The sequence below is a fragment of the Rhizobium sp. L43 genome (assembly GCF_002531725.1).
GTDB lineage: Bacteria > Pseudomonadota > Alphaproteobacteria > Rhizobiales > Rhizobiaceae > Rhizobium.
The window spans coordinates 26,946-49,629 of the sequence record NZ_NWSQ01000037.1; the positions used below are offsets into that span (position 1 = coordinate 26,946).

Consider the following 22,684-nt stretch of genomic DNA (forward strand, 5'->3'; position numbering starts at 1 on the left):
TTGAAACTTTGGACTGCCGATTGTTCATCCCTTCACCGCCCCCATGGTCAGGCCGGCGATGAAGTGCCGCTGCATCAGGAAGAACATCACGACGGGCGGCACGGCGACGACGATGGTGCCGGCGGAAATGAGATTCCAGGCCGAGACCCATTCGCCGCGCAGATTGGCAAGGCCGGCGGTCACCGGCTTGACGCTGTCGCTGACGGTCAGCACCACCGCCCAGAAATAGTCGTTCCAGATGAAGGTGAAGATCAGGATGGCAAGTGCCGCCAGCGCCGGCCGCACCAGCGGGATCGCCACATGCACGAGCGTCTGGAAGGGAGACGCCCCCTCGGCCCGCGCCGCCTGGAACAGTTCATCGGGCAGTGCGGCGATGAAATTGCGCATGAAGAGTGTCGCAAAACCCGTCTGGAAGGCGACGTGGAAGATGATCAGCGCCGCCGTCGTGTCGATCAGGTCGAGCCGCACCATCAGGTCGCGCACCGGGATCATCATGATCTGATGCGGCAGGAAATTGCCGCCGACGAAGAGTGCAAAGATCAGCATGTTGCCGCGAAAGCGGTAGCGCGACAGCACGTAGCCGGCGAGCGTCGAGAGCGCCAGCACGCCGATGAGAGAGGGAATGGTGATGATCAGGCTGTTGAGGAAGTAGCGGGCCATCGGCGTCTGGGTGAAGACATCGGTATAATTGTCGATCACGCCGATGCCGGTCGGCCATCCCCACAGATTGCCGCCCATGACATCCTCGGTCGTGCGGAAGGAGGTGAGGATGATGGCAATCAGCGGGCAGAGCCAGAGCAGCAGCACGATGACGACGGCGAACACATAGAGGCGGCGCTGCCAGACGGCGGCCTCGGGAATGGGACGAGGATACATCAGCCTCCCCTCTCTTCGCTGCGGATGATGTGGCTGAGATACCAGGCGATGAAGACGGCCATGATCACGAACAGCACCGAGGCGATCGCCGCGCCGTAGCCGAAGCGGTAGGAGAAGATCGACTGCTCGTACATCTGATAGGCGAGCACCGAGGACGATCCGAATGGGCCGCCTGATGTCATCACCGACACCATGTCGAAGGAGCGCAAGGCACCGACGACGGTGACGGCAATGGCGATGAAGGTCACCTGGGTCAGTTGCGGCAGCACGATATGCCAGAGCATGTTCCAGCCTCTCGCCCCGTCGACGCGGCCCGCCCCGATCAGTTCTTCGCTTAAGTTGTTGAGGCCGGCGAGATAAAGCACCATGCAGAAGGTGATCTGCGGCCAGAGTGCGGCGATGACGATCGCGAAGGTGACGAAATGCTCGTCGGAGAGAACCGCCGGCGCCACCGCTCCGAATGCCCTATAGATCAGCGCCAGCAGCCCGAATTCCGGCGTATAGACCCAGGTGAAGACGACCCCCACCGTCACCGAGGCCAGCACCAGCGGAATGAAGAACAGCGACTTCAGGAAGCGCATGCCGCGGATTTTCTGGTTGACCAGCAGCGCGATGGCAAGCCCGATCGGCGGCGCGGCCATGAACATGACAAGCCAGATCAGATTGTTCTTCAGCGACACGTAGAATTGCGGATCGTTGTATAGCTCGACGTAATTGCCGAGCCCGATCCAGACCATCGGCCCGAAACCGTCCCACTCGTGCAGGCTGATCCACACGCTCCGGACCGCCGACAGCAGAATGACGGTAGAAAACAGCAGGATCGCAGGTGCGATGAGCAAGGTCGGGGTCAGCCACCACCGCTGGCGGCGCCATAATGTCTGCATTTCAGGAGCCTCATGTTGTTCGTATGGGCTTTGCCGCCCCACAGGCCGCCGTCAAAGTCCGCCAACCCCTCCTTTCGTCATGCTCGGGCTTGTCCCGAGCATCTGCCCCCGGTCGATAGGGCAGTAGATCCTCGGCACAAGGCCGAGGATGACGTCGAGTGGAAGGCGGGCGCGGAGTGACGCCCTCGGCTGGCAAAGCCCACCACCCCCTTCTTCGTCATGCTCGGGCTTGTCCCGAGCATCTACCTCCCGTCGATAGGGCAGCAGATCCTCGGCACAAGGCCGAGGATGACGTCGAGTGAGGAGCGCGGTCCGCAGCAAGCCGCAAGCACTCTCAGATCTTATAAATCCGCTTCCGCGTCCCCTCGAGCCGCGTGAGGATGGCCTTGCGCCGGTCGGGCTTGGCCATGAACTCCTGGAAGCCGACGAGGCCGGCCTGGGCCATGTCGGGATCGCTGTCGCGGTCGTAATATTGCGACGTGCCCTGCACCGTCTTCATCGTCTCCACCGCGACATTGACGAGCGGGTCCTTACTCGGCGGCAGGTCGTGGCGCGGCGGCACATTACCGCCCGGCTCCAGATAGGCGGCCAGGTTCTCCGGCCTGTAGAAATAGGCGAGGAATTCGCGCGCGCCCTGCTTGTTCTTGGCCTTGGCGGGAATGTGGATCGAATTGACCGAGAATTCCTCGAAATGGCCGACCTTGGCGTCGAGCACCGGGAAGGTCGCGTAGCCAAGCTGCGGCAGGTCCGCTTCGGTGAAGGCCGAGCGCAGGAAGGCGCCGAGATTCATCATGCCGGCTTTCTTCTGCGCCAGAAGGGCCGCGGCCTCCTGCCAGCCGAAGGAGGTGTGGTTCGGCGTGAAGAAGCCCTTCGATATCATCGCTTCCCACTGGTCGAAAACATCGGTCAGCGACGGATCGAGATAGCTCATCTCGCCGTTCATCAGCGCCATGTGCTTGTCGAGACCATTGATGCGAAGGTTCATCTGATCGAACCAGCCGGCCGCCGGCCACAATTCCTTGGTGCCGATCGCAACCGGGGTAATGCCAGCCGCCTTGCACTTGTCGCCATAGGCCATGAATTCCTCGGCGGTCTTCGGCACGGTCAGCCCGTGCTGCTCGAACACGTCCTTGCGATAGAACATGCCCCAGAGCGTGCCGCCTGTGGGAAGGCCGTACTGCTTGCCGTCTTCGGTAACGGCGCCGGCCGTCGCCCCCAGCACATCCTTGTACTTTTCCTTCTCGAAGAGATCGGAGATGTCGTCGAACAGGCCACGCTTGACGAAGGCACGCATGCGGTTGCCGGAAAACCAGGAGCAGACATCGGGGGCGCCGGCGACGAGATAATTGCGGATCGCCGTCTTGTGGGCCTCGTGATCCATATTGTTGATGACGACATTGACGCCGGCTTCCTTGCTGAAGCCCGCGGCGATCGCCTTCAGCGCGTCGAGCGCGGCGCCATTGTTTTCGGCCGAGATCATCGTGACTTCCTGCGCCTGCGCGATCGCAGGGATCGAGAAGCTGCCGGCAACAGCCGCGGCAGAAACCAGGCCCGCGCCCTTCAGGAAGCGTCTGCGGGTGGTCGACGGAAATTGCTTCAAAAATGCCATTGAATTCCTCCCAGTTGATCGATCGACATCTCCCGACCGCCGCCTCCTCCATGAAACGACCGACCAGGTTTTCAACGCGGCGATCCACTCGGCGATTAGAGCGATAATCCGCCTGGCTGAGTTGATCCGCGGCCGAACTTATGCATAGATCTTTGCAGCCCGCAATAATTAATTTACAAAATTAAGGAATGCAAAGTGAAGCTCAAAGGCGACCAGACCACGGCGAGAGCCATGAACCGACGCCTCATTCTCAACCTCCTCAGGCGTGAGGGGCCGAGGAGCCGCGCCGACATCGCCACCGTCATCGGCTTGAGCCCGGCCGCCGTGACCTTTGTCATTGCCGACCTGCTGCAGGAAGGCATCGTCATCGAAGGACAGTCCGTGCCCGGCCCCGCCGGCCGTCGGCCGATCCCTGTCGACATCAACTACGAGCATGCACTCGCCATCGGCTTCAAGCTGATGGTGGATTCGGTGGAATGCGTGGCGACCGACCTTGCTACCAACCCGGTCGCCGCCATGCGGGTAAGCCTCGGCGGCCACGACCCCGATAAGGTCGCCGACCTGCTGGCGGGCACCGTGCCCGAACTGGTGAAACTCGCCGGCCGGCCGAAAGCCAGGCTCGCCGGCATCGGCATCTCCATGCCCGGCGTCATCAACCACGAGCAGACCGCCTGCGTGCGCAGCCACCGCTTCCAATGGGACAACGTCCCCCTCGCCTCGCTGGTCGCCAGCCGCGTGCATGTGCCGGTCTGGCTGGAAGACGATACCAACGCCTATGCCATCGCCCAGCAGCTCTTCGGCCTCGGCCGCCAGCACCGCAACATGGCGGTGCTGGCCGTCGGAGTCGGCATCAGCTGCGCCCTTGTCATCGACGGCAAGCTCTATCGCGGCGCAAACGGTGCGGCCGGCAAGTTCGGCCACACGCTGTTCGAAGAGAACGGCCGGCTTTGCGAATGCGGCAAGCGCGGCTGCCTGATGGCCTATCACTCGGAACTCTCGATGCTGCGCCGCTGGCGCGAGGCAACCGGCAGCAGTGAGGAACTCGGCCTGCCCGAACTCTGCGAAGCGCTCGCATCAGGCGACACCACCGCCACCGCGCTGGTCGCCGATTCCGGCCGCGGCATCGGCACCGCCCTTGCCAACCTCGTCAACATCACCGACCCCGAAGTCATCGTCGCCGGCGGCGAAGCCGTCTCGCTCGGCGATGCCTTCCTGACGCCGCTGCGCGAAGCCCTCGCCGCCCGCACCTTCCGCACCGCCCCGCCGCTGCTGCCCGACTGGGAGGATAATTCCTGGGCAAGGGGCGCGGCCGCGCTGGTGACCCAGAAGATCTTCGATTTTGAATCATCGGGCGGGGTGACGGATATTGCGACGCTGGGCGTGAGAGGCTCGACCTCGGCGGCTTGAGGCCTGCACGGCACGCGATCCGACCCACTCCGGGCTGTTCGCCCGACGGGATCGGGTATATACTTCTGGCCCGCCAAATTAGCCGGGGGAGAGCGAGATGCGCGGGCTGATAGGGGGCATATTCATCTACTTGAGTGTTCTTGCAGCGTCCGATGCCCGCCAGCTTCACGAGGCGGCCAAGAGCGGCGACGTGACCGCAATCGCGGCGGCCCTCGATCAAGGGGCCGACATCGAGGAGCAGGACAAGGGAGCCACAGCTCTGCTGCTCGCAGTCCGCAGCGGCCATACCGATGCCGCGGAATTGCTGATCAAGCGCGGAGCAAACGTGAACAAGGAATCCGGCCTCGGCCTGCCTTTGACTGCTGCCGTCCTCACCGGTTCCGCCGACCTCATGCGGTTGCTGTTGGCGCACGGCGCCGATCCCAATGCCGCCGCGAGGGGCGAACGTATGCTGCACTTCGCAGTCGCCGGCAACTGTCTCGACTGCGTCAAGCTGCTCGTGGAAGCAGGCGCAGATGTCAACGCCATCTGGGTACGGGGAGACCCAACCCGCAACCCTGCCATCATGACGGCCTATCATCTGGCCAGACACGACGATCGCGCCGAAATCGCCGACTACCTCTTGGCGCACGGTGTCATAATACAGAAGCCCCAACCGATTTCCGCGAAACTGGCAAAAGCTGATCCTGCAAAGGGCGCGGCCTTCTTTGCCGCCAACTGCGTCAGCTGCCATGGCAAACGTCCGCAGGATATACCTTCCCGCAAAGGCCCCAACCTGTGGAACGTCGTTGGGCACGACAAGGCCTCAACCAAGTTCGGCGGCTACTCCAAAACCCTGCTGGATTGGCCGGGCTCATGGACCTACGAGGACCTCAACATTTTCATCGCCGGACCGACCCTCACGACGCCCGGCGTCAACATGGACGTTCGCGGCGCGCCCGATGAAGCCGACCGCCTGAATGTGATCGCTTATCTCAGAACGCTGAGCGACGCGCCGGCTCCGCTGCCCTGAGCGGTGTGGTCTGTCGGCCACTTCCGCGGGCCGGTTGCATTTCGCGCTCACGCGACTACCTTTCATACCAGACCGCTTCCCCCCATTGGCAAACAGAAACGACCGTGAGCAAGCCATGTGCCGAAACATAAAACCTCTGTTCAATTTCGATCCGCCGGCGACGGACGAAGAGATTCACGATGCCGCGCTCCAGTTCGTGCGCAAGCTGAGCGGAGCGACCAAACCGTCGAAGCGCAATGAGGTGGCGTTCGAACGCGCCGTCAGTTCGATCGCTACTTGCGCCCGCGAACTGCTCGATTCACTGGAGACGTCTCAACCGCCTCGCGACCGCGAGGAAGTAGCGGCGAAGGCGCGCGAGAGAAGCGCGATCCGGTTCGCATAAGAAAGGTCCATGAGAGATCTTAGTCAGGTCTCTCGATACACTCGCTTACAAAAATGGGGGTTTCCAGACACATCCCTGGTTCAATCATCGACTGAAATACCGGTGCGGCCATGAGCCGACAAATGGTCAATTCAGGAAGGATGACAAGATGAAAATGATCCAGGCTATGGCGCTAGCCCTCGTTCTCGGCGGCGCGGCAGCAGCACATGCGGAACAGCCGATACAGCGCACCGACCTCATCCAGAACGATATCGACGTGCCCGGCCACGAGGTCGTCCAGGTCCGCGTCGATATCGCCCCGGGCGTTCTCGCGCCGAACCACTCGCATCCCGGCGAGGAAGTCGCCTTCGTCATCGAGGGCACGCTGGAATACCAGCTCGAAGGCAGGCAGCCCGTGATCCTCAAGCCCGGCCAATCCCTGTTCATTCCCTCCGGCACCGTCCACTCGGCGAAGAACGTCGGCAGCGGCAAGGCGTCGGAATTGGCGACCTACATCGTCCGCAAGGGCGAGACGCTCGTCGTGCCTGCCAAGTGAGACCACCTAGCGCCTCATCCCTTCTCCTCTCGGGGAGAAGGCGGCGACAGCCAGATGGGACGTAGCGGTACATTGGCTGGGAGAGCTGCCGCTTCGCGTTAAAACCATCGCCGAACCACGAGAAAAACCTACCACTTTCCCGAGTCACCCCTTTCCGCGCACCCGACCGCTGCATATTCTCTGGCCGGCGGTCGCACTCCGATTCAGGGGCTGCATCAGGGACGACAAAGGAATAATGATGCTTCGCGTATTCACTGGATTTTTCAGCCTTTTTCTATTGTCCTGTGTCTCCTGGTCTGCGCTTGCTGCGGATAATACCTGCCCGCAGAGAGAAACGATCCTCTCCTTCAGCGATATCGTTCTTGCCGACCGCGCCGCCTTGCCGCCGCTAATCGCGCGTCGGTACGGCGCGGAGGCTGCATATCTGAAGATCCGCTATGCGACGCTTCCGGACGAAGAAATCCGCAGCCTCCTGCAGACCTTGCTCGCATCGAATGTTCATAGCGCCGATGACCTTGCCTATGCTTGGCACATCCACCGGGAAGGTTACTCGGCGACGATCGCCGCGCTCGGCCAAGAAGGGTTCGATAGGCTCGTTACCACGCTTGGGCCATCGACCATTCGTGCCTTTCTGCTGAACGAAAGAACCCCTGATGCCCTGATGAAGCGGCTCGCGGATATCGCGACAGAAACGAGGAGCAGTCCAATCCTGCAACTCAGCAACACGCCAAGCTCCATTGCGACGGCCATCATCGACCAGCCGGACGAATTCAAGGAGAAGGTCGCCCTTGCCGCGGAAGCCCAAGGTTTATTTTCGGCCTCAGCCCTTGTCGCGGCCAGCGAAAGCAGCCCACAGGCATGGAACGCATTTCTGGTTCGCAACAAGGGAATACAAATCCCAAGACTGCTGACCTTCGACGCCAGCAAGATGCGGGCCATGGTCGGCAATCCGGGAATAGAGCGTCAAGATAGCTATTCGACTGGCGAGGAGAGCAGAATCCACTCGGTTCAAATGGCCTCCGCTTTCGAGCCCGAGCAGGACTTTTTGGTCAGATTGATGGACACCGCGGGGCAGTTCAGAAACCTTGAGCGCGCCGCCCGTACCCTGCTGTCGCAAATCCAGAGCGGCGCAATCAAAAGAAACGGCAGTATGGATACCGCATGGCTGTTCGCCTATCGAAGCGCTACCTATTTTCTCGGTCGGCCCCAGGTCGAGTCTTTGCTTGACATCTTGCCTTATGCCGGCCGGCGGTATGTCAGGTCTTCGGGCGCCTTCATGTTACGAGACGTCATTGACCAGCTTCTGGTGATCGAGGCATTGCAGCCTTACGTAACAGGCAAGGTGAGCGACATCCCGCTGTGGCCCGTCGGCGTGTCTGACAAGATCAAGGCCGATTGGCCGCGCTGGAGCGATCTGGCCACGAAGGTTCGCGATGGAGCTGTTTCGCCCGCCCTCGCCGCCGCCCCGGCAACGTTCGGGATGGTGTCGGAACTTCTTTTTGCCAAAGCGAACCAGCCGGCATTGCGAGCATTCGTCGAGCAGGCTCCCGCCGGCCAAACTCGCGTCTCCGTGGCCAATGATTTCGCCATCCGCCTCGACCGCGCCTGCGCCGCCTACCTCTACCACCCGACAGAGGCCGCAACGCTCCAAGGTCAACCGATCTTTAAATTCGACACGGAGTGAGCGTCGACCATGAAGACCGCCATCATATTCGACTGTGAATTTCTGTGCCTCGAAGGCTCACAGCGCAGATTTTGGTGCGCGGCCCATGATCCCGATCCCGTCATTGCGCAGATCGGAGCCGTCAAGCTCGGTCTCGAAGGCGAGTTTCCGATCCTTGGTACGTACAAATCCTATATCAGGCCCGTCGATCGCTTCGGCAAGCGGTATCCGCTCGATCCTTATTTCACCCATCTGACCGGAATCACCGAAGAGGATATCGACGCTCATGGCGTGGCGTTGGAGGATGCGCTTTCCGGTATCGACAGCTTTTCGGGCGGCGCCCGGTTTTGGTCCTGGGGTAAGGATGAGATGAACATGGTGGCCATCAGCTGCTATGTCGCAGGCATTCAGCCCTCCATCCCGGCCCGCCGGTTCGACAACGCCGTCAAGCTTCTCATCGCAGCGGGCATGCCGATCGAGGATTTGGCAAAGACGCCCAGCAACAAGCTGGCCGACTACTACAACGTCGACCATCCTCCATTGCAGGCGCATGACGGGCTCGACGATGCTCTGTCGCTATCATACACGCTGCAGCATCTGATGAAGATCGGGAAATTGCAGCCCGAGGTTTTCGATCGGCTCTGAAGGCACGAGACAAGAGGGGCTTGAAGCAGCGACCGGCCAAACGGCGGGCACTGCTTTCTTAGGGCGGGCAGCTTATTGCTGCTGTTGCGCTGGCGCCGCCGGCGGCGGCGTGCCGATCTTTTCCAGAACCTTCTTGGCCAGGGCCGGGTCGCTCTGGGCGGCGGTCAGAATCGAGGAATATTCCTCGACGGAGATGCCGTTGGAGGCTTCGACGGTGTCGACCATCTGCTTCTTGGCTTCTTCCTGCAGCTTTTGCTTGGCAGCCTCGTCCTTCGTCGCGCCGATCTTGGCCGAATATTCCTGCCTGACCTTGTCGACCTGCAGATAGGCAACGGCAAAGGCCTCGATTTTCTGATCGCTGACGGGGGCGGCCGCACCGTTGCCGCCGCTCTGTCCCTGCATCGGCGCCTGGCCTTGTGCCGGCTGCTGCTGAGCGGATGCCGGGCTGAAAGCAAGCAGGCTGAAGACCGCAGCGGTCATCGTTGCGACGGGTGTGTAACGAGTGATCATATTCGTTCCTTTTCACGTGCATGATTTGATCGGCAGCAGGACCGCCTCGGTCGATCGCTCAGCCGCTGGGGCTGGCGAGGTCGCAACGATGGAACCTTTAAGAGGGCACGGTGCGGCGGTAACGGGGCGATTTGCTGACGATTGAGCGGCGGCTTTGTGACCGTCGACGGCCGGCTGCTGGTCAGCGCGCCTTCACCCCAACGCTTGGTGCGACCGGGTCAACCACCCTATCTTGCAAACCGCCGGGCGCCAGCCACGCACAGGATGACCGCGACGGTAACGGCCAGCATGGCCCAGGTCACAGGCTCGTGCAGCAGGGTGGCGGCAAGCGCCAGGCCGAAGAACGGCTGAAGCAGCTGCAACTGGCCGACGGCGGCGATGCCGCCCTGCGACAGGCCGCGATACCAGAAGATGAAGCCGATCAGCATGGAAAACAGCGAGACATAGGCAAGGCCGAGCAGCGCCGGCGTTTCAATGCCGGAAAAGCTCGCCGGCCGATGCAAAAGCGCAACCGCGACCATCACCGGCAGCGACAGCACCAGCGCCCAGGAAATCACCTGCCAGCCGCCGAGTGTGCGCGACAGCCTGCCGCCTTCGGCATAGCCGAGGCCGCAGACGATGATCGCCGCCAGCATCAAGAGGTCGCCGATCGGTGACGCCGTCAGCCCTTGCGTCAGCGCGAAGCCCGCCACCAGCGCGCTGCCCAGGATGGAAAACAGCCAGAATGCCGGCTTCGGCCGTTCTCCGCCGCGGATCACGCCGAAGATCGCCGTTGCCAGCGGCAAGAGACCGACGAAGACAATCGAATGGGCTGACGTGACGTGCTGCAGCGCCAGCGCCGTCAGCAGGGGGAAGCCGACCACGACGCCGAGCGCGACGACGACAAGGGAGAGCAGATCGCGCCCGCTCGGCCGCTTCTCCCGGAAGGCGATCAGCAGGCTAAGCGCCAGAATGCCGGCGATCGCCGCGCGCGCCACGGTCAGGAAGACGGGATCGAACTGCATCACCGCCACGCGCGTCGCCGGCAGTGATCCGCTGAAGATCACCACCCCGATAAAACCATTGATCCATCCCGATGCCATGCGGTCCATGATGCGCTGCGCTCCTTCACTATCTGGTCCTTATCGGCCAACAGCGATGGCCATGACAGTGACAGTCTGATACAATTTTGCAAAACTGTAATGGTTCAGAAAGCAATACAGATGAACGAAGGACGCACACGCGTGGAGATGGTCGTCGCGACGATCAGGCAGCGCATCGCCGGGCGCAGCCTGACACCGGGCGCCAAGCTGCCTTCGGTCCGGGGACTGGCGGCAACGTTGAAGCTGTCGACATCGACCGTCGTCGACGCCTATGAGCGGTTGGTCGCCGAAGGCGCGATCCTGGCAAGACCGGGTTCAGGGTTTTATGTCGCCAATCAGGCAGCCCCCTTTGCGCTTGCCGAGGCCGGGCCGAGGCTCGACCGCGCCGTCGATCCGTTCTGGATATCGCGGCAATCACTGGAGGCTGACGAAACCGACCTGAAGCCCGGTTGCGGCTGGCTGCCACCCTCCTGGCTGCCGGGCGAAGGCATGCGCCGCGGGCTGAGGACGCTTGCCCGCGCCGACGGGGCAGCACTTGCCGATTACAGCTCGCCGCTCGGCTTACCGCAGCTGCGCCAGCTGATTTCGCGGCGCATGGGCGAACGGGGGATCGAAGCCTCCCCTGAGCAGATCATGCTGGCCGATTCCGGCACGCAGGCAATCGATCTGCTCTGCCGTTTCCTGCTGGAACCCGGCGACACGGTGCTGGTCGACGACCCCTGCTATTTCAATTTCCATGCGCTGCTGCGCGCCCACCGGGCAAAGATCGTCGGCGTCCCCTACACCCCGTCCGGTCCCGATATCGAGCTGTTCGCGCAAGTCGCCGCCGAAGAGCGGCCGCGGCTCTACATCACCAACTCCGCCATCCACAATCCCACAGGCGCAACGCTTTCCCCGGTGACCGCCCACCGGCTGCTGAAACTCGCCGACCAGTTCGACCTGACCATCATCGAGGACGATATCTTTGCCGATTTCGAATATACGCCGGCGCCCCGCCTTGCCGCCTTCGACGGGCTGGAGCGGGTCATCCACATCGGCAGCTTTTCGAAAACCCTGTCGGCCTCGGCCCGCTGCGGCTTCGTCGCGGCGAAACCCGAATGGATCGATGGCCTGACCGACCTCAAGATCGCCACCTCCTTCGGCGGCGGACGGCTGACGGCGGAACTGGTGCTGATCGTCTTGAGCGACGGCAGCTATCGCAAACACATGGAGACGCTGAGACACCAGCTCTCCCGGGCAATGAGCGAAGTCGCGGTCCGGCTGAAGAGCTTGGGGATAGTGCCCTGGCTGGAGCCGCAGGCCGGAATGTTCCTCTGGTGCCGCCTGCCCGACGGCATCGACGCGGCTGATGTGGCGCGGGCCGCACTGGAAAAGAGGATCGTGCTGGCGCCGGGAAACGCCTTCAGCCTGTCGCAATCGGCAACGAATTTCATGCGTTTCAATGTGTCTCAGACGCTGGATGCGCGGGTGTTCGAGGTGTTGGGGGATGCGCTGGCGGGACGAGGATAATGGAAGCCATGAAGCGTCCGTGGCGAGGCAATAGCGAACGGCTTGCACCCTCTTCTCCCCGGCGGGGAGAAGGTGGCCCGAAGGGTCGGATGAGGGGGCCGCACGGCACCCTTCACGTTGCCCTTCGCTTGCGCTCAGCGCATTCGCGGCTTTGCCGCTCACCCCCTCATCGCCTCGCTATCGCTCCGGCACTTCTCCCCGCTGGGGAGAAGAGATATGCGGCAGCGCCTCGCCCTTCTTGAAAGTATCTTTTCCGGAAATGGAGAGCGTTGTCCTTCCTTCCCCAGCGACCATCAAAACGACCGATTGACCGCCTTGTCGTTCTCCAGGCGCGTCACACAGCCTTCGAGCTTGGCAAGCAGCAGATCGAAGTCGAGCGGCTTGGTCAGATAGTCCGCCGCTCCGCCGCGCAGGCCGGCGAGTGTGTTTTCCCGGTCGGTCAGCGCCGTCAGCAGGATGAAGGGGATGTTGGAAAGCTCGGGATGATTGATCTGGATTTCTGCCAGAAGCTGGTGCCCGTCCATGACAGGCATCGAAATATCGCTGATGACGATGTCGGGCCATTTCGACAGGATCATCTCCAGCCCTTCGGCGCCGTTCGAGGCCTCGATCGTTTTATAGCCGGCTTCGTTCAACTCCTCGACAAGGAGGTTCCGAATCTCGACTTCGTCTTCCACGCACAGAACTGTAACCATAAGCTCTTCCTTAAGCTGCAACGTGTTGATCCGACAATAGAAACTCTATTGGCAGAAGAATGGTGAATGTTGTCCCCTGGCCGAGCGCGCTCGTCACCTCGACGGTGCCGCCATGCAGCTCGACGACCTGCTTGACGACGTTCAGGCCGATGCCGGTGCCGGCAATGCCCGTTGCGCTGCGGGCGCGGTAATAGGGTTGGAACAGCTTCGGCAGATCGTCCGCATCCATGCCGATGCCGCTGTCGGAGATGGCGATCTCCACGGTCTTGTCGTCGGCCCGGGCGCGAACATGAATGTCGGGCGCGTTGGGCGAATATTTGACGGCGTTAGAAATCAGGTTGGTGAAGACCTGTTCCATCGCGCTGCGGTCGAACGTCAATGTATCGGGTATGGGCGCGAGATCGAGATGGAACTGATGCGAGCGGCTGAGGTGGCGTTGCCTGTCGCAGCAGGTGGCGAGCACGGCTTTCAGATCGCCTTCGCTCCGCTTCAAGTTAATCTGCCCGGTTTCGAGCCGGCCGCTGGCGAGGATGCTTTCCATCAGATCGACCATGCGCACCACCGCGCTGCGGATCACGCCGGCTTTTTCGTGAACGTAATCGCCGCTGACATTGGTGGTCGAACGGCAGAGCCGCTGGGCAGCGGCGTCGATGATGGCGAGCGGCGTGCGAAACTCGTGCGACGCCATGGCGACGAACTGCCGCTGGAGCGCATTCACCTGGCGTTCGTGCACCAGCAGCCGGTCCAGTTCCTCTCTCTGCCTTTCGATCTCGGCCGTTCGATCGGCCACCATCTCTTCCAGATGGTTGCGGTGGTGGGTAAGCTCGGCCTGGCTGTCCAGCAGGGTCAGCGAGGTGCGATGCAGACCGCGTCCGAGCCAGAATACGACGGTGATCAGCAGCGCCAGGCAGCCAAGCCCGGCCGGCGCGATCTGTTGAAGCAGCATGAATCCCGGCAGGATGGGCGGCCATACGAGATAGCCGATCGTGCCGCCGTCATGGGACGGCACAGCGACCTGCACCCGCTCATCCGCACTTTTCGAAGGCGTGAAATGCAATCCTTCGAGCCGCGCATGATGGGCGATGTTTTCAGCAACTTTTCCATCGATGAACTTGACCGAGACGGCGATGAACTCCTGGCCCGCCTCGACCTGCATCCTGGCCGAACTCGGCAGAATGGGGCGCGCGCTGGCTATTGCCGGCCTGTTGCCGATCATGATCGTGCGAACCTCAGCCAGCTGACCAAGCGGTTCGGCGCCGGGCTTTGCAGCCCGCTCGACGAGAGTGGCGCGCATTTCTCCGGCGAGAGCGGCCATCTCTTGGCCGTCGTCGCTGCCGAGCCGGGGCGGCATGGCATCCGCGCCGTCGCGGAACGCGAACATCAGGCGATTGGTATCGTCGAAGATATAGGTCCTGTCATGTCCGAAATACCGGCTCGTCCACTGGCCGACATTATCGAGCAGCCAGTCATGGTTGCGCTGATTGGCGTAGAGGAAGGCATCATCCCATTTGGCGACGCTTTCCTGCTCCCGGGGGAGCGCTGCGATCTGCTCTTCCAGGCCTTGGCCGACAAAGTCCGCCTGCCGGCGCAACGAGAGGTCGTCGACCTTGACGGCGGCGAGCCACGCAAATCCGCACAGCAACACGGCCGCCGCGCAGGTGAGCGTCACCAAGACGAATGTGATGTGGGATGTGAGCCTGACCTTCAATACCCGCAACCTTTTGATGGCGACTGCCACTGAGAAATTGACACGCAAAGGTTGACGGATTGTGAATTATGCGCTCCCGTGCGGGTCCGCGGCAGGTCTCTCATAGGCATCGCGATCATTGAAGGAGAAGCACATGGATGCAGCATCGTCGGATACATCAGGCATCAGGATCGAACCGATCGCTGCCGCTCATATCGACAGCTTTCATCATGCGCTCGACGTGGTCGCGCGGGAGAAAAAATACCTGTCCATGCTGGAAGCAACTCCCCTGCCGCAGACGCGTGAGTTCGTGACGGGCATGATTGCAAAAGGCAATCCGCAATTCGTTGCCACCGCTCAAGGCCAGGTCGTCGGCTGGTGCGACATCAGTCGGCATTTTTTCCCGTCGCACGCCCATCGCGGAAAGCTCGGAATGGGGATCCTTCCCGCCTATCGGGGCAAGGGTCTGGGACGCATGCTCATCGAGGCGACACTGAGAGCCGCGCAGAAAAGCGGTTTTGCCAGGGTTGAACTCGATGTTTATGAGGACAACGCTCGTGCTATCGCTCTCTACGAAAAGATGGGATTTGCCCGCGAAGGCATCGTCCGGCGTGCGGCACGCATCGACGGTCGGTTCATCGATGCGATCAGCATGGCGCTTCTGTTCGACGAGCGCGGCGCGGCTGATATCGCCGAGAATTCTTGAACGAGTCCAGCTGACTCCTACCTCTCGGACGATCCTCTTTTCGACCGGGAGTTGGAACAAATGCTCTTTCACGCGATTAGTCCGATGCGAATGCGCCGCCATGCATCGGGCTCAGCGAGGAGGCAGCCATGCACATTACTCGCCGGCAATTTGCAGCGCTTGCAGCCGTAGTTTTCCTGCCGGGGATGGCACGCGCGGCAGACCAGGAGAACGCTCTCTTCTGGCGCGCCAAATCTCCCGCGAATGACCATGTGCTTTTCGGCTACGTGCGCATCCGCGCCGACACTTTTCCTGACATCGTCGCCGAGGGAAAACGCCTGGTCGATCAATCGAAGACGGTGCTGATCGACGTCAATCCCAGCCTCACCCTGTCGACCACCAAGTTCAGGAACAGTGATATCAAGCCCGTCTTTACAGGTTTGACGCCATCCGATCAGGATGAGTTCAAGACCATTTTCTCGACATCCCCGGCAAAGGGAGCGATCGAAAAGCTTTCCGGTTTCGAGGCGAGCCTGCTCCTCATCGGCGAAGGACAGCATGCCTTCGGCCCCGACGCGCCGAGCATCGGCCTGGCGCTTGCGAAGTACGGCGTATCGATCGGGCGCGATGTGAAGACGCTTGCCGCCGACGGGGAAATGCAGGCCATGCAGAAGCCATTGACGCTCGAAACGGTCAATTCCGTCGGCCCCGCCTCGATCGCCTATCTTCTCGAGCTGCGCCGCCGGATCGGACTGATCGGCGCCCATTTCGACGAGCTGTACAAGGCTCGAAAGAGCGCAGAGATCGCACGCCTCGGAGAGGAAATCACCACCAAGGTATCGTGACGCCCACCGATCTCATCGATGCGGACAAGTTGCGCGCGCTTCTGATCGAGCGGATCGCGAACCTGCCGGCAGGCACCAACGCTTTCATCATCCTGCCGATCGGGCTTTTAAACGGTCCCCACAGCATTGTCGGCGACCTCCGCTCTCGCGGCGCCGAAGTGGCGGCAATCGGCTGAACCGGGTTTTGAGCAATTCCAGGCGTCGCGGCATGATTAAGCGGGATTCTTTCGCCGGGCCACGCACCTATCGGGCGAAAGCCTCGAACGGATTGTCGTGGGTCAGGCGCACCAGGGTGCCATCATCTATGCCCCGCCGTTTCAATTCGGGCAGCAACACCGTGGAAAGATGCGTATACGGTTTGGGCGTCCCGCCCATCGGCAGCGCCGGATCGAACCAGCCGCGGTCATGGCTCAACAACAGGCGATCGCCGCAGCCCGCCTCCAGCGCCTTGATCACCAGCTCTGCTACCTCGCTGTCTCCGCCCCGGCCGACGTGGTCATATTCGATCCAGGCACCTCGCTCGGCGACGGCGACATTATAGGCGAAGTCTTTTTCTTCCTGCGTGTGGATCGAGATGAACCTGTCGGCCCTGTAGCCCTCTGCCTCGATGACATCGAGCTGATCCATAACGACCCGTCCTCTGATCGTATGACTGCCGATGACGGCGTCCGTCTGCGCCGCGGCGCGCGCGGCCGCCCGCAGGATTTTCGTCTCAAGCGCCGTCATGCCGTCATCGCCGGCGCTGAGCTTGATCCAGCCCGCCTGGAACCCGGTCTCGTCGATCTGCTCCGTCAGCTCGCGAAGCATCCACGCCTCCAGCTCCTTCTCGGAAGCATGGCGGACCCATTCGGGAATCCACGGCTCACGGTAATTGCCGGTGGGCACGACGATCGGAAAATCCGTCGCAATGGAAACCGCAAGATCGATATCCGCACGGCGTCCGACGCCGCCCGTCGAGCATTCGACCAATGCCGTCACCCCGAGCTTCTTGATCCGCTCGATCTCGGGGGCCATCAGCCGAACGACGTCTTCGATGTCTGCTTCGGCATAACCGGGCTGGTCCGGCGTCCTGAGGTCGACGAAGACGTGCTCGTGCGGGAGGATCATCCCAAGTTCGGATTTGCTCTTAGGCCCGAGCGTCGTGCGCAGATGTTTCAAAATCTCTCCTCGCGGTCACGCCGGCTTTGTGTGCAGTCCTTGACCGACACCGAAGCCTTGACACTGCCGCGAAGGTAGATCGCCACGTGACGAAATCAATCAATCACTCGATCGAAATTCCAGCACCTTGACCCTTGATGTCGACTTCCCTCTTGGCGCCCGGATTGCTAGCGAGCTGACTGTCGCTGGGGAGAGATATACCGCATCGGCTACTTTCCTTCCCTCCTTGCTTCTCCCGGCCCTTCGCATAGCTCAGGGCGTTCGGCCCTGTGATCGATCCACTGGATCGATCACACCCGCTTTGCGGGACCGGGCCTCACCCCGGCCGGCGCACCGCGCGGATCTTGCCGCTGCCGCCGCCTCCACAGAAGAAGCGGTCGGCGCCGTCGGATTCCAGGCCGGAGACGCCGGTGCCTTCGGGCATGTCCAGCCGTTCCAGCACCTCTCCGGTTTCCGGGTCGATGCGCCTGACATCGCTGTCGTCACCTTCCCAGGTGCCGTGCCAGAGCTGGCCGTCGACCCAGGTGACGCCCGTCACGACGCGGTTGGATTCGATGGTGCGCAGGATCTTGCCGGTCTCCGGATCGATCTGATGGATCTTGCGGCCGCGGTGCTGACCGACCCAGAGCGTGCCTTCGGCCCAGGCAAGACCGGAATCGCCGCCGTTGCCAGGCGCCGGTATGGTGGCAAGGATACGGCCGGTCTTCGGGTCGATCTTGTGAATGACATCCTCGGCGATCTGATAGAGGAACGCGCCGTCGAAGGCCGTCCCGGCATGGGATGCGACCTCGATGACGCGCACCACCTCGCCGCTTGCGGGATCGAGTGCATTCAGCCTGTCGCCCGAGGCGAACCAGACGTGCTCACCGTCGAAGGTGACGCCGTTGACGCGCTCGGCGCCGGGAAAAGGCCCATATTCGCGCAGGATATTCGCAGCTGATTTTTTCATCTCTTCCATCCCCATAACTCTGGCTTGCCTATAACTCGGCCGATCCTAATCGCTCGGCAACGGTCCAGGGAGTAACAAGATCGTCGGGAAAGCCGATAGCGGCGGGCTCATCCAGCGCCGCGCCCGCCCGCGCCCCAGCGATTGCACCTTGCCGTCACCGGCAAGCGAATCCAGCGCCCGCTGCACGGTGCGCGGGCTGGTTGCGAGCGCAATCGCCAAAGCCGAACTCGACCACGCCTCGCCATCGGCCAGTAACGCGAGCACCGCCCCATGCTGGCCGTCGAGAAGCGGCGCCAGTACGGCGATATCGCCGGCAGCGCGCGGCGAAAGCGTAAAGCCGCGCTTCGTTGCCGAAACCTCCGCCACCCCCCGCAGTTCAGCGCGCAGCCGACCGATCTCGACCCGCAGCCGGGCACGATGAGAGTCATCGGCGTGTTTGCCGCGGAAGGCGCGCGCAATCAGCGTGCCTCTTGCCACATCCCCCGGCCAGGCTTCGGCGAGCGTGCGGGCAAGCGCAAACAGCACCGGCCGCGTCGCCAGCGAGACGACCGTGCCGGCGTTCCACACCACATGGCGGCAAGCATCGATGACGAGCGTGCCCGAACCGAGCAGCGCTTCCACCTCGCCAAGCAGCAGCGGGCGTTCCTGCCCACGCGACATCAGCCGCGCTGCCGGGGTATCGAGCACGAGGGCAGCGGCTTCGACCTCCGCCGTCAAAGCCGGAATATCGGCCGCGCGCGCCGCACCCCTTGCGCGGTCAAGCGCCGCACGCGCCGCCTGCGTCTGCAGGCGCCGGACTGCGATGCCAGCCGCCACCAGCTCGTGGGCGGTCCGCAGCGCCGGCGGCAGCGGCGTCGGATCAAGGGCTGCGAGCGCGCGCTCGGCCTCGTCGAGGCCGCCGATCAGCACCAGCCTGCGAATGGCGACGTTGCCCGCATGGGCGGCATTGACCCTATCGCCATGCGCTTCCAGCACCCTGCGCGCCGCTTCCAGTGCCTTCGGCGGCCAGATGAGATCGCGCGAGACGAGCGCGATCTCGGCCTCGGCGACCACGCAACGCGCCCGCGCAACCGCCTCGCGCGGGCCAAAGGCGCGCGCCGCACTCTTCAGCAACACCTTGGCGCGAACGAGATCGCCGAGCTGTGCCATGGCGATGCCACGCAGCGCCAGCGCCGGCGGATCGTCGCGCAGCGCCACCCGCTTCAACGCGCCGAGTGCGTCACCCGTTGCCAGCGCCCGCGCCGCGGCTGTGATCAGCGAGTCCATTCAAATCCCGTCACACTTGTCACTCCCGCCACTCCCCTGCCCAGACGTAATCTGCTCAGGACCGGCAGCCATCCCGCGCCGGATGCTACGACGATAGACAGGCAAAGGAGAAGACCCATGACGGCACAGCTGAACGCAACACGACAGCAATGGCTGGCAGCAAGGCTCGATCTGCTCGAGGAGGAGAAGGAACTGACGCGGCGGAGCGATGCGCTGGCGCTCAAGCGCCAGCAATTGCCCCGTGTGAAGATCGACAAGGACTATCGCTTCGACACCGAAGGCGGCAGCGTCTCGCTGAACGATCTCTTCGGCGGCCGTTCCCAGCTTCTCGTCTATCACTTCATGTTCGGGCCTGATTATAGCGCGGGATGCCCCTCCTGCTCGTCCATCGCCGACGGTTTCAACGGCGTCTTCGTCCATCTCGAAAACCACGACGTCGCCTTTTGGGCGGTCTCGCGCGCGCCGCTTGCAAAACTTGAGGCATTCAAGCAGCGCATGGGCTGGAGCTTTCCCTGGGCCTCGTCCTTCGGAAGCGAGTTCAACGGCGATTTCAGCGTCTGGTTCTCCGCCGAAGAGCAGCGCGGGGGCGGCATAGAATACAACTACCGCCGCGAGCCGCCCGCTCCCGAACCGCTCGCCGGCAAGACCGTGCAGGAATGGCAGTCGCCCGGCAACGAGGGCCCGGTCGCCGAAATCGCCGCCATGACCGGCACCGATGTCGCCACCTATACCCGCGACCGGCCGGGCGTCAGCGCCTTCGAACTCGTCGACGGCGCGGTCTATCACAGCTATTCCAGCTATGCCCGCGGGCTGGATGGGCTCTGGGGCATGTACCAGTGGCTCGACCGCGCGCCCAAGGGCCGCAACGAAACCGGCATCTGGTGGCGCCACCACGACCGCTACGGCAAGGAGTGACGCCGATGCTGCTTTCCGCTCCCACCCCGGAGAGAGGCGACGGCAACGCCGCCCTCAACGCCGCAGAATGGCTCTCGCTGGCCGCCGCCGCAGACGGATCAGCCGATAAGCCGAGCAGCAGTGTAGCGAGCGTCGGCGGCCGGCTCGCATTCGCCGCCGCCCCGACATTCGCGCTCATGGCACTGCTGACGGCAGCAACCGGCAGCACCGAGGTGATGTGCATGACGACGGCTGATGCCTTCCCGATCGGGGGAATGGTGCCGATGTACCTGCTGATGGGCGGCTTCCATCTAGCGCCCTGGCTGCGGCTCATCGCCGGTTGGCAGGGTCGGAGGCGGAGGTGATGGTGGCAAGCACCGCCGCATCTCCGCCCAGCAGTCTTGCACCGCCGTCTCCGGCTTTACACCTTTACCGGCGCGGCCAAGTTCATGCTTTCACCTCGATAAAATCGATCGGCCCGCCGGGAGCATCGTCGTCGAAGACCGCGCATGAAAGCTTGCCGCCGAAGACGCAGGCGCTGTCGATGTTGGTGCGGTTTCCCGTCGTCACCGGGTTGGACAGCGACGGCGTATGGCCGTGGACCAGGTGCTTGCCCCAATAGTCGCTGGACTCACCGGGAGGGAACCGTAGCCAGAGAAGATCGCGCTTGGTCTGCCGTTCCAGCGGAAATTCCGGAACAACACCGGCATGGACAAAGATGCGATGCCGGTCGACGTGCATGAGAGGACGATCGGTAGCCCATTGCAAATGCTGAGACGGAACCCTGCCGTCATAGGACATTTCGGTCTCCAGCCCGCCGTTGCTGATCCACACGTCTCTGCTGTCGCCGTCGGCATAGGCAGCGACCATCATGTCCTCATGATTGCCTTTGAGGCAGATCCACGACCACTGGCCCGATGGACCGGCAATGATCCGATCGAGGACACTTTTACTGTCAGGCCCGCGATCGACATAGTCGCCAAGGAAGACGACCGTGCCTTCAGACGCATGAGCCTCGATCCGATCGATCATCCTGTTCAGCGGATCGATGCAGCCATGGATATCGCCGATAGCAAACGTGTAGCGCATGTCTCACTTTTAGCGCCTGTCGTGGGCAAGGTGAAGTCAGGACCACCGCGGCGGATCTCAAATACTGCCGACAGAAAATCTGACTCATTTCCCGGCACTTGCGGCGATTGCCTCGCCCTTGGCTTGAGTTCGCATATTGATCGCCGCATCGTCCACCGAGGACGCTGATCCGCGGACGAGTGCGGCATTGCTAGCCAGCCCTCTTCAACAATTGGTCGGCCAACTCGATGCAATCAACCGGCCAATATAGTTCCGGCCTTGGATGCGCGACTTTTGGGTTTCCTTCATGTGGTCGACACGACAGTATCGATTCACGCCATTGGCTGGGAATTGCACGCCCCCCATAAATCGCACCGAGCAACGCTCCTGCAATCGCTGCATTCGTATCGGTATCGCCACCATAGGAGACGGTACTCACAACGCCGTCCTCCAAGGAATTCGAATGCAGCAATTGAAAAATTGCATTCTGAAACGCGGTCAGCACCCAGCCTTGCTGATTTACGAAATCCTTTGGCGGTTCCTTTTCGGCGGTGGCGATTGCATCACGAATGCTGTGATCGACACCAAGCTCATCGGACCATTTTCTGATTGTCTGATAAACATCTTGAGGCGTCGGGCCGTCGGCAATTGCGTACGACAGCGCGCGAGCAAAGAGATTGTTGATATGCCGGCACACAAGGTTCGGATGGGTGATGATGGCGTCCTGCTCTGCCCACAACCCGACCTGTTCGGTTGGAAACTGAGATCCAAAAATGCCGAGAGGTGACACGCGCATGAGCGCGCCGTTGGCTTGGCTTTGATGGTCGGGCTCGTAGCGAATTCCATTATATACCGTCCTGCCAATGTCGAAAGGCTTGGATGCCAGCCAGTCTTCGTAGGCATGTCGGGCAGCATCCTGGACATATGCTCCTTCTGCGACAATCGACCTGGCTAAAGCCAGCGCCATCTCGGAGTCATCAGTTGGCTGACCGGCGATGGTATTCCATGCGCCGCCATCATGAATTTCGCGAACACCATTGGGATATTTTTGTCTTATTTCTTGAGGCGTCTGAAACTCCACCAACGAGCCAAGTGCATCTCCTGTAAGTTGACCGAAAATACAACCGATGGCACGAGACTTCATGGTATTGTCTATCATTTTCATTCAACCTCAGGCAAAGAGTCATGGCATCATGCAAGTGGCGCAACCTCGCTAAGCAACGATACTGACCGTCTGAGATTTCCACTAGAGCGGTTCATTGCTTATCGGAATCGAGGTGGGATTCCCAAATCAGCAGAATTGTGATTCATCCTGGGTGCTGG

General features: G+C 62.0%; 24 protein-coding genes. 12 read left to right on the forward strand and 12 right to left on the reverse strand.

Annotated elements, in window-relative coordinates; translation table 11 throughout:
• Nucleotides 1-24: 24 nt before the first annotated feature.
• The 3 genes from CO667_RS31085 to CO667_RS31095 all read right to left on the reverse strand — a co-directional run bounded on the left by CO667_RS31085 (nucleotide 25) and on the right by CO667_RS31095 (nucleotide 3,369).
• Nucleotides 25-876, reverse strand: a complete 852-nt coding sequence (locus CO667_RS31085) for a carbohydrate ABC transporter permease (RefSeq protein ID WP_097622001.1) — start codon at nucleotides 874-876, stop codon at nucleotides 25-27.
• Nucleotides 876-1,760 carry a sugar ABC transporter permease gene (locus CO667_RS31090; RefSeq protein ID WP_097622002.1) on the reverse strand — a complete coding sequence of 295 codons (885 nt, stop codon included), beginning with the start codon at nucleotides 1,758-1,760 and terminating at the stop codon, nucleotides 876-878. The genes CO667_RS31085 and CO667_RS31090 overlap by 1 nt, the downstream gene beginning before the upstream one ends.
• Before the next feature lie 334 nt (nucleotides 1,761-2,094).
• Entirely contained in the window at nucleotides 2,095-3,369 is a 1,275-nt protein-coding gene (locus tag CO667_RS31095) for an ABC transporter substrate-binding protein (RefSeq protein ID WP_097622003.1), read from the reverse strand.
• A 195-nt stretch (nucleotides 3,370-3,564) separates the two neighbouring features.
• Here CO667_RS31095 and CO667_RS31100 point away from each other — a divergent pair, with 195 nt between their 5' ends.
• The 6 genes from CO667_RS31100 to CO667_RS31125 all read left to right on the forward strand — a co-directional run bounded on the left by CO667_RS31100 (nucleotide 3,565) and on the right by CO667_RS31125 (nucleotide 9,013).
• Entirely contained in the window at nucleotides 3,565-4,776 is a 1,212-nt protein-coding gene (locus CO667_RS31100; protein ID WP_097622004.1) for an ROK family protein, read from the forward strand.
• Nucleotides 4,777-4,873: 97 nt separating this feature from the next.
• Nucleotides 4,874-5,788 (forward strand): ankyrin repeat domain-containing protein, encoded by a 915-nt coding sequence (locus CO667_RS31105; RefSeq protein ID WP_097622005.1) that lies wholly within the window; start codon nucleotides 4,874-4,876, stop codon nucleotides 5,786-5,788.
• Between the two features lie 115 nt (nucleotides 5,789-5,903).
• Nucleotides 5,904-6,170 (forward strand): DUF2277 domain-containing protein, encoded by a 267-nt coding sequence (locus tag CO667_RS31110; RefSeq protein ID WP_097622006.1) that lies wholly within the window; start codon nucleotides 5,904-5,906, stop codon nucleotides 6,168-6,170.
• 148 nt (nucleotides 6,171-6,318) lie between these two features.
• Complete coding sequence (locus CO667_RS31115; protein ID WP_097622007.1) at nucleotides 6,319-6,705, forward strand: cupin domain-containing protein; 387 nt, start codon at nucleotides 6,319-6,321, stop codon at nucleotides 6,703-6,705.
• Nucleotides 6,706-6,943: 238 nt separating this feature from the next.
• Nucleotides 6,944-8,389, forward strand: coding sequence for a hypothetical protein (locus tag CO667_RS31120; RefSeq protein WP_097622008.1), 1,446 nt, complete (start codon nucleotides 6,944-6,946; stop codon nucleotides 8,387-8,389).
• A gap of 9 nt (nucleotides 8,390-8,398) precedes the next feature.
• The gene (locus CO667_RS31125) at nucleotides 8,399-9,013 is read left to right on the forward strand and encodes a 3'-5' exonuclease (RefSeq protein ID WP_097622009.1); all 615 of its coding nucleotides are present in this window, start codon (nucleotides 8,399-8,401) and stop codon (nucleotides 9,011-9,013) included.
• 72 nt (nucleotides 9,014-9,085) lie between these two features.
• On the opposite strand, the gene CO667_RS31130 is transcribed toward CO667_RS31125, so the two are convergent.
• Both CO667_RS31130 and CO667_RS31135 read right to left on the reverse strand, forming a co-directional pair.
• Nucleotides 9,086-9,523, reverse strand: coding sequence for a DUF4168 domain-containing protein (locus CO667_RS31130; RefSeq protein ID WP_097622010.1), 438 nt, complete (start codon nucleotides 9,521-9,523; stop codon nucleotides 9,086-9,088).
• A 227-nt stretch (nucleotides 9,524-9,750) separates the two neighbouring features.
• Nucleotides 9,751-10,614: a DMT family transporter gene (locus CO667_RS31135; RefSeq protein WP_097622011.1), complete on the reverse strand. Its 864-nt coding sequence runs from the start codon at nucleotides 10,612-10,614 to the stop codon at nucleotides 9,751-9,753.
• A gap of 90 nt (nucleotides 10,615-10,704) precedes the next feature.
• Here CO667_RS31135 and CO667_RS31140 point away from each other — a divergent pair, with 90 nt between their 5' ends.
• Nucleotides 10,705-12,114, forward strand: a complete 1,410-nt coding sequence (locus tag CO667_RS31140; RefSeq protein ID WP_097622012.1) for a PLP-dependent aminotransferase family protein — start codon at nucleotides 10,705-10,707, stop codon at nucleotides 12,112-12,114.
• 293 nt (nucleotides 12,115-12,407) lie between these two features.
• Here CO667_RS31140 and CO667_RS31145 read toward each other — a convergent pair whose 3' ends face one another.
• The gene (locus CO667_RS31145; protein WP_097622013.1) at nucleotides 12,408-12,809 is read right to left on the reverse strand and encodes a response regulator; all 402 of its coding nucleotides are present in this window, start codon (nucleotides 12,807-12,809) and stop codon (nucleotides 12,408-12,410) included.
• Between the two features lie 10 nt (nucleotides 12,810-12,819).
• Entirely contained in the window at nucleotides 12,820-14,565 is a 1,746-nt protein-coding gene (locus tag CO667_RS31150; RefSeq protein ID WP_097622014.1) for an ATP-binding protein, read from the reverse strand.
• A gap of 85 nt (nucleotides 14,566-14,650) precedes the next feature.
• Between CO667_RS31150 and CO667_RS31155 the strand changes: the two genes are divergently transcribed.
• The 3 genes from CO667_RS31155 to CO667_RS36045 all read left to right on the forward strand — a co-directional run bounded on the left by CO667_RS31155 (nucleotide 14,651) and on the right by CO667_RS36045 (nucleotide 16,202).
• Nucleotides 14,651-15,202 carry a GNAT family N-acetyltransferase gene (locus tag CO667_RS31155; protein ID WP_097622015.1) on the forward strand — a complete coding sequence of 184 codons (552 nt, stop codon included), beginning with the start codon at nucleotides 14,651-14,653 and terminating at the stop codon, nucleotides 15,200-15,202.
• A gap of 128 nt (nucleotides 15,203-15,330) precedes the next feature.
• Nucleotides 15,331-16,026, forward strand: a complete 696-nt coding sequence (locus CO667_RS31160; RefSeq protein WP_245433376.1) for a hypothetical protein — start codon at nucleotides 15,331-15,333, stop codon at nucleotides 16,024-16,026.
• Nucleotides 16,023-16,202 (forward strand): hypothetical protein, encoded by a 180-nt coding sequence (locus tag CO667_RS36045; protein ID WP_245433379.1) that lies wholly within the window; start codon nucleotides 16,023-16,025, stop codon nucleotides 16,200-16,202. Before CO667_RS31160 ends, CO667_RS36045 begins: the two co-directional genes overlap by 4 nt.
• Nucleotides 16,203-16,269: 67 nt before the next feature.
• Here CO667_RS36045 and CO667_RS31165 read toward each other — a convergent pair whose 3' ends face one another.
• From CO667_RS31165 to CO667_RS31175, 3 genes are all read right to left on the reverse strand, one after another.
• Nucleotides 16,270-17,184, reverse strand: a complete 915-nt coding sequence (locus tag CO667_RS31165; RefSeq protein WP_097622016.1) for an esterase — start codon at nucleotides 17,182-17,184, stop codon at nucleotides 16,270-16,272.
• Nucleotides 17,185-17,500: 316 nt separating this feature from the next.
• Nucleotides 17,501-18,133, reverse strand: a complete 633-nt coding sequence (locus CO667_RS31170) for a PQQ-binding-like beta-propeller repeat protein (RefSeq protein WP_097622017.1) — start codon at nucleotides 18,131-18,133, stop codon at nucleotides 17,501-17,503.
• 45 nt (nucleotides 18,134-18,178) lie between these two features.
• Nucleotides 18,179-19,399, reverse strand: a complete 1,221-nt coding sequence (locus CO667_RS31175; protein WP_097622018.1) for a helix-turn-helix domain-containing protein — start codon at nucleotides 19,397-19,399, stop codon at nucleotides 18,179-18,181.
• Nucleotides 19,400-19,516: 117 nt separating this feature from the next.
• Here CO667_RS31175 and CO667_RS31180 point away from each other — a divergent pair, with 117 nt between their 5' ends.
• Both CO667_RS31180 and CO667_RS31185 read left to right on the forward strand, forming a co-directional pair.
• On the forward strand, nucleotides 19,517-20,314 hold the full coding sequence (locus CO667_RS31180) for a thioredoxin family protein (protein ID WP_097622019.1): 798 nt from the start codon (nucleotides 19,517-19,519) through the stop codon (nucleotides 20,312-20,314).
• 5 nt (nucleotides 20,315-20,319) lie between these two features.
• Nucleotides 20,320-20,658 (forward strand): hypothetical protein, encoded by a 339-nt coding sequence (locus CO667_RS31185; RefSeq protein WP_097622020.1) that lies wholly within the window; start codon nucleotides 20,320-20,322, stop codon nucleotides 20,656-20,658.
• An 82-nt stretch (nucleotides 20,659-20,740) separates the two neighbouring features.
• On the opposite strand, the gene CO667_RS31190 is transcribed toward CO667_RS31185, so the two are convergent.
• Nucleotides 20,741-21,382 carry a metallophosphoesterase family protein gene (locus tag CO667_RS31190; protein ID WP_097622021.1) on the reverse strand — a complete coding sequence of 214 codons (642 nt, stop codon included), beginning with the start codon at nucleotides 21,380-21,382 and terminating at the stop codon, nucleotides 20,741-20,743.
• A 190-nt stretch (nucleotides 21,383-21,572) separates the two neighbouring features.
• The gene (locus CO667_RS31195; RefSeq protein WP_097622022.1) at nucleotides 21,573-22,526 is read right to left on the reverse strand and encodes an ADP-ribosylglycohydrolase family protein; all 954 of its coding nucleotides are present in this window, start codon (nucleotides 22,524-22,526) and stop codon (nucleotides 21,573-21,575) included.
• Nucleotides 22,527-22,684: the final 158 nt, after the last annotated feature.

Excerpts from the sequence above, each read along its gene's own strand:
- CO667_RS31185 (WP_097622020.1), top strand. The coding sequence starts at position 20,320 with ATGCTGCTTTCCGCTCCCACCCCGGAGAGAGGCGACGGCAACGCCGCC.
- CO667_RS31090 (WP_097622002.1), bottom strand. The coding sequence starts at position 1,760 with ATGCAGACATTATGGCGCCGCCAGCGGTGGTGGCTGACCCCGACCTTG.
- CO667_RS31085 (WP_097622001.1), bottom strand. The coding sequence starts at position 876 with ATGTATCCTCGTCCCATTCCCGAGGCCGCCGTCTGGCAGCGCCGCCTC.
- CO667_RS31125 (WP_097622009.1), top strand. The coding sequence starts at position 8,399 with ATGAAGACCGCCATCATATTCGACTGTGAATTTCTGTGCCTCGAAGGC.
- CO667_RS31195 (WP_097622022.1), bottom strand. The coding sequence starts at position 22,526 with ATGAAAATGATAGACAATACCATGAAGTCTCGTGCCATCGGTTGTATT.
- CO667_RS31190 (WP_097622021.1), bottom strand. The coding sequence starts at position 21,382 with ATGCGCTACACGTTTGCTATCGGCGATATCCATGGCTGCATCGATCCG.
- CO667_RS31170 (WP_097622017.1), bottom strand. The coding sequence starts at position 18,133 with ATGAAAAAATCAGCTGCGAATATCCTGCGCGAATATGGGCCTTTTCCC.
- CO667_RS31115 (WP_097622007.1), top strand. The coding sequence starts at position 6,319 with ATGAAAATGATCCAGGCTATGGCGCTAGCCCTCGTTCTCGGCGGCGCG.
- CO667_RS31120 (WP_097622008.1), top strand. The coding sequence starts at position 6,944 with ATGCTTCGCGTATTCACTGGATTTTTCAGCCTTTTTCTATTGTCCTGT.
- CO667_RS31145 (WP_097622013.1), bottom strand. The coding sequence starts at position 12,809 with ATGGTTACAGTTCTGTGCGTGGAAGACGAAGTCGAGATTCGGAACCTC.
- CO667_RS31130 (WP_097622010.1), bottom strand. The coding sequence starts at position 9,523 with ATGATCACTCGTTACACACCCGTCGCAACGATGACCGCTGCGGTCTTC.
- CO667_RS31155 (WP_097622015.1), top strand. The coding sequence starts at position 14,651 with ATGGATGCAGCATCGTCGGATACATCAGGCATCAGGATCGAACCGATC.
- CO667_RS31140 (WP_097622012.1), top strand. The coding sequence starts at position 10,705 with ATGGTTCAGAAAGCAATACAGATGAACGAAGGACGCACACGCGTGGAG.
- CO667_RS31095 (WP_097622003.1), bottom strand. The coding sequence starts at position 3,369 with ATGGCATTTTTGAAGCAATTTCCGTCGACCACCCGCAGACGCTTCCTG.
- CO667_RS31175 (WP_097622018.1), bottom strand. The coding sequence starts at position 19,399 with ATGGACTCGCTGATCACAGCCGCGGCGCGGGCGCTGGCAACGGGTGAC.
- CO667_RS31160 (WP_245433376.1), top strand. The coding sequence starts at position 15,331 with ATGCACATTACTCGCCGGCAATTTGCAGCGCTTGCAGCCGTAGTTTTC.
- CO667_RS31105 (WP_097622005.1), top strand. The coding sequence starts at position 4,874 with ATGCGCGGGCTGATAGGGGGCATATTCATCTACTTGAGTGTTCTTGCA.
- CO667_RS31135 (WP_097622011.1), bottom strand. The coding sequence starts at position 10,614 with ATGGACCGCATGGCATCGGGATGGATCAATGGTTTTATCGGGGTGGTG.
- CO667_RS31110 (WP_097622006.1), top strand. The coding sequence starts at position 5,904 with ATGTGCCGAAACATAAAACCTCTGTTCAATTTCGATCCGCCGGCGACG.
- CO667_RS31180 (WP_097622019.1), top strand. The coding sequence starts at position 19,517 with ATGACGGCACAGCTGAACGCAACACGACAGCAATGGCTGGCAGCAAGG.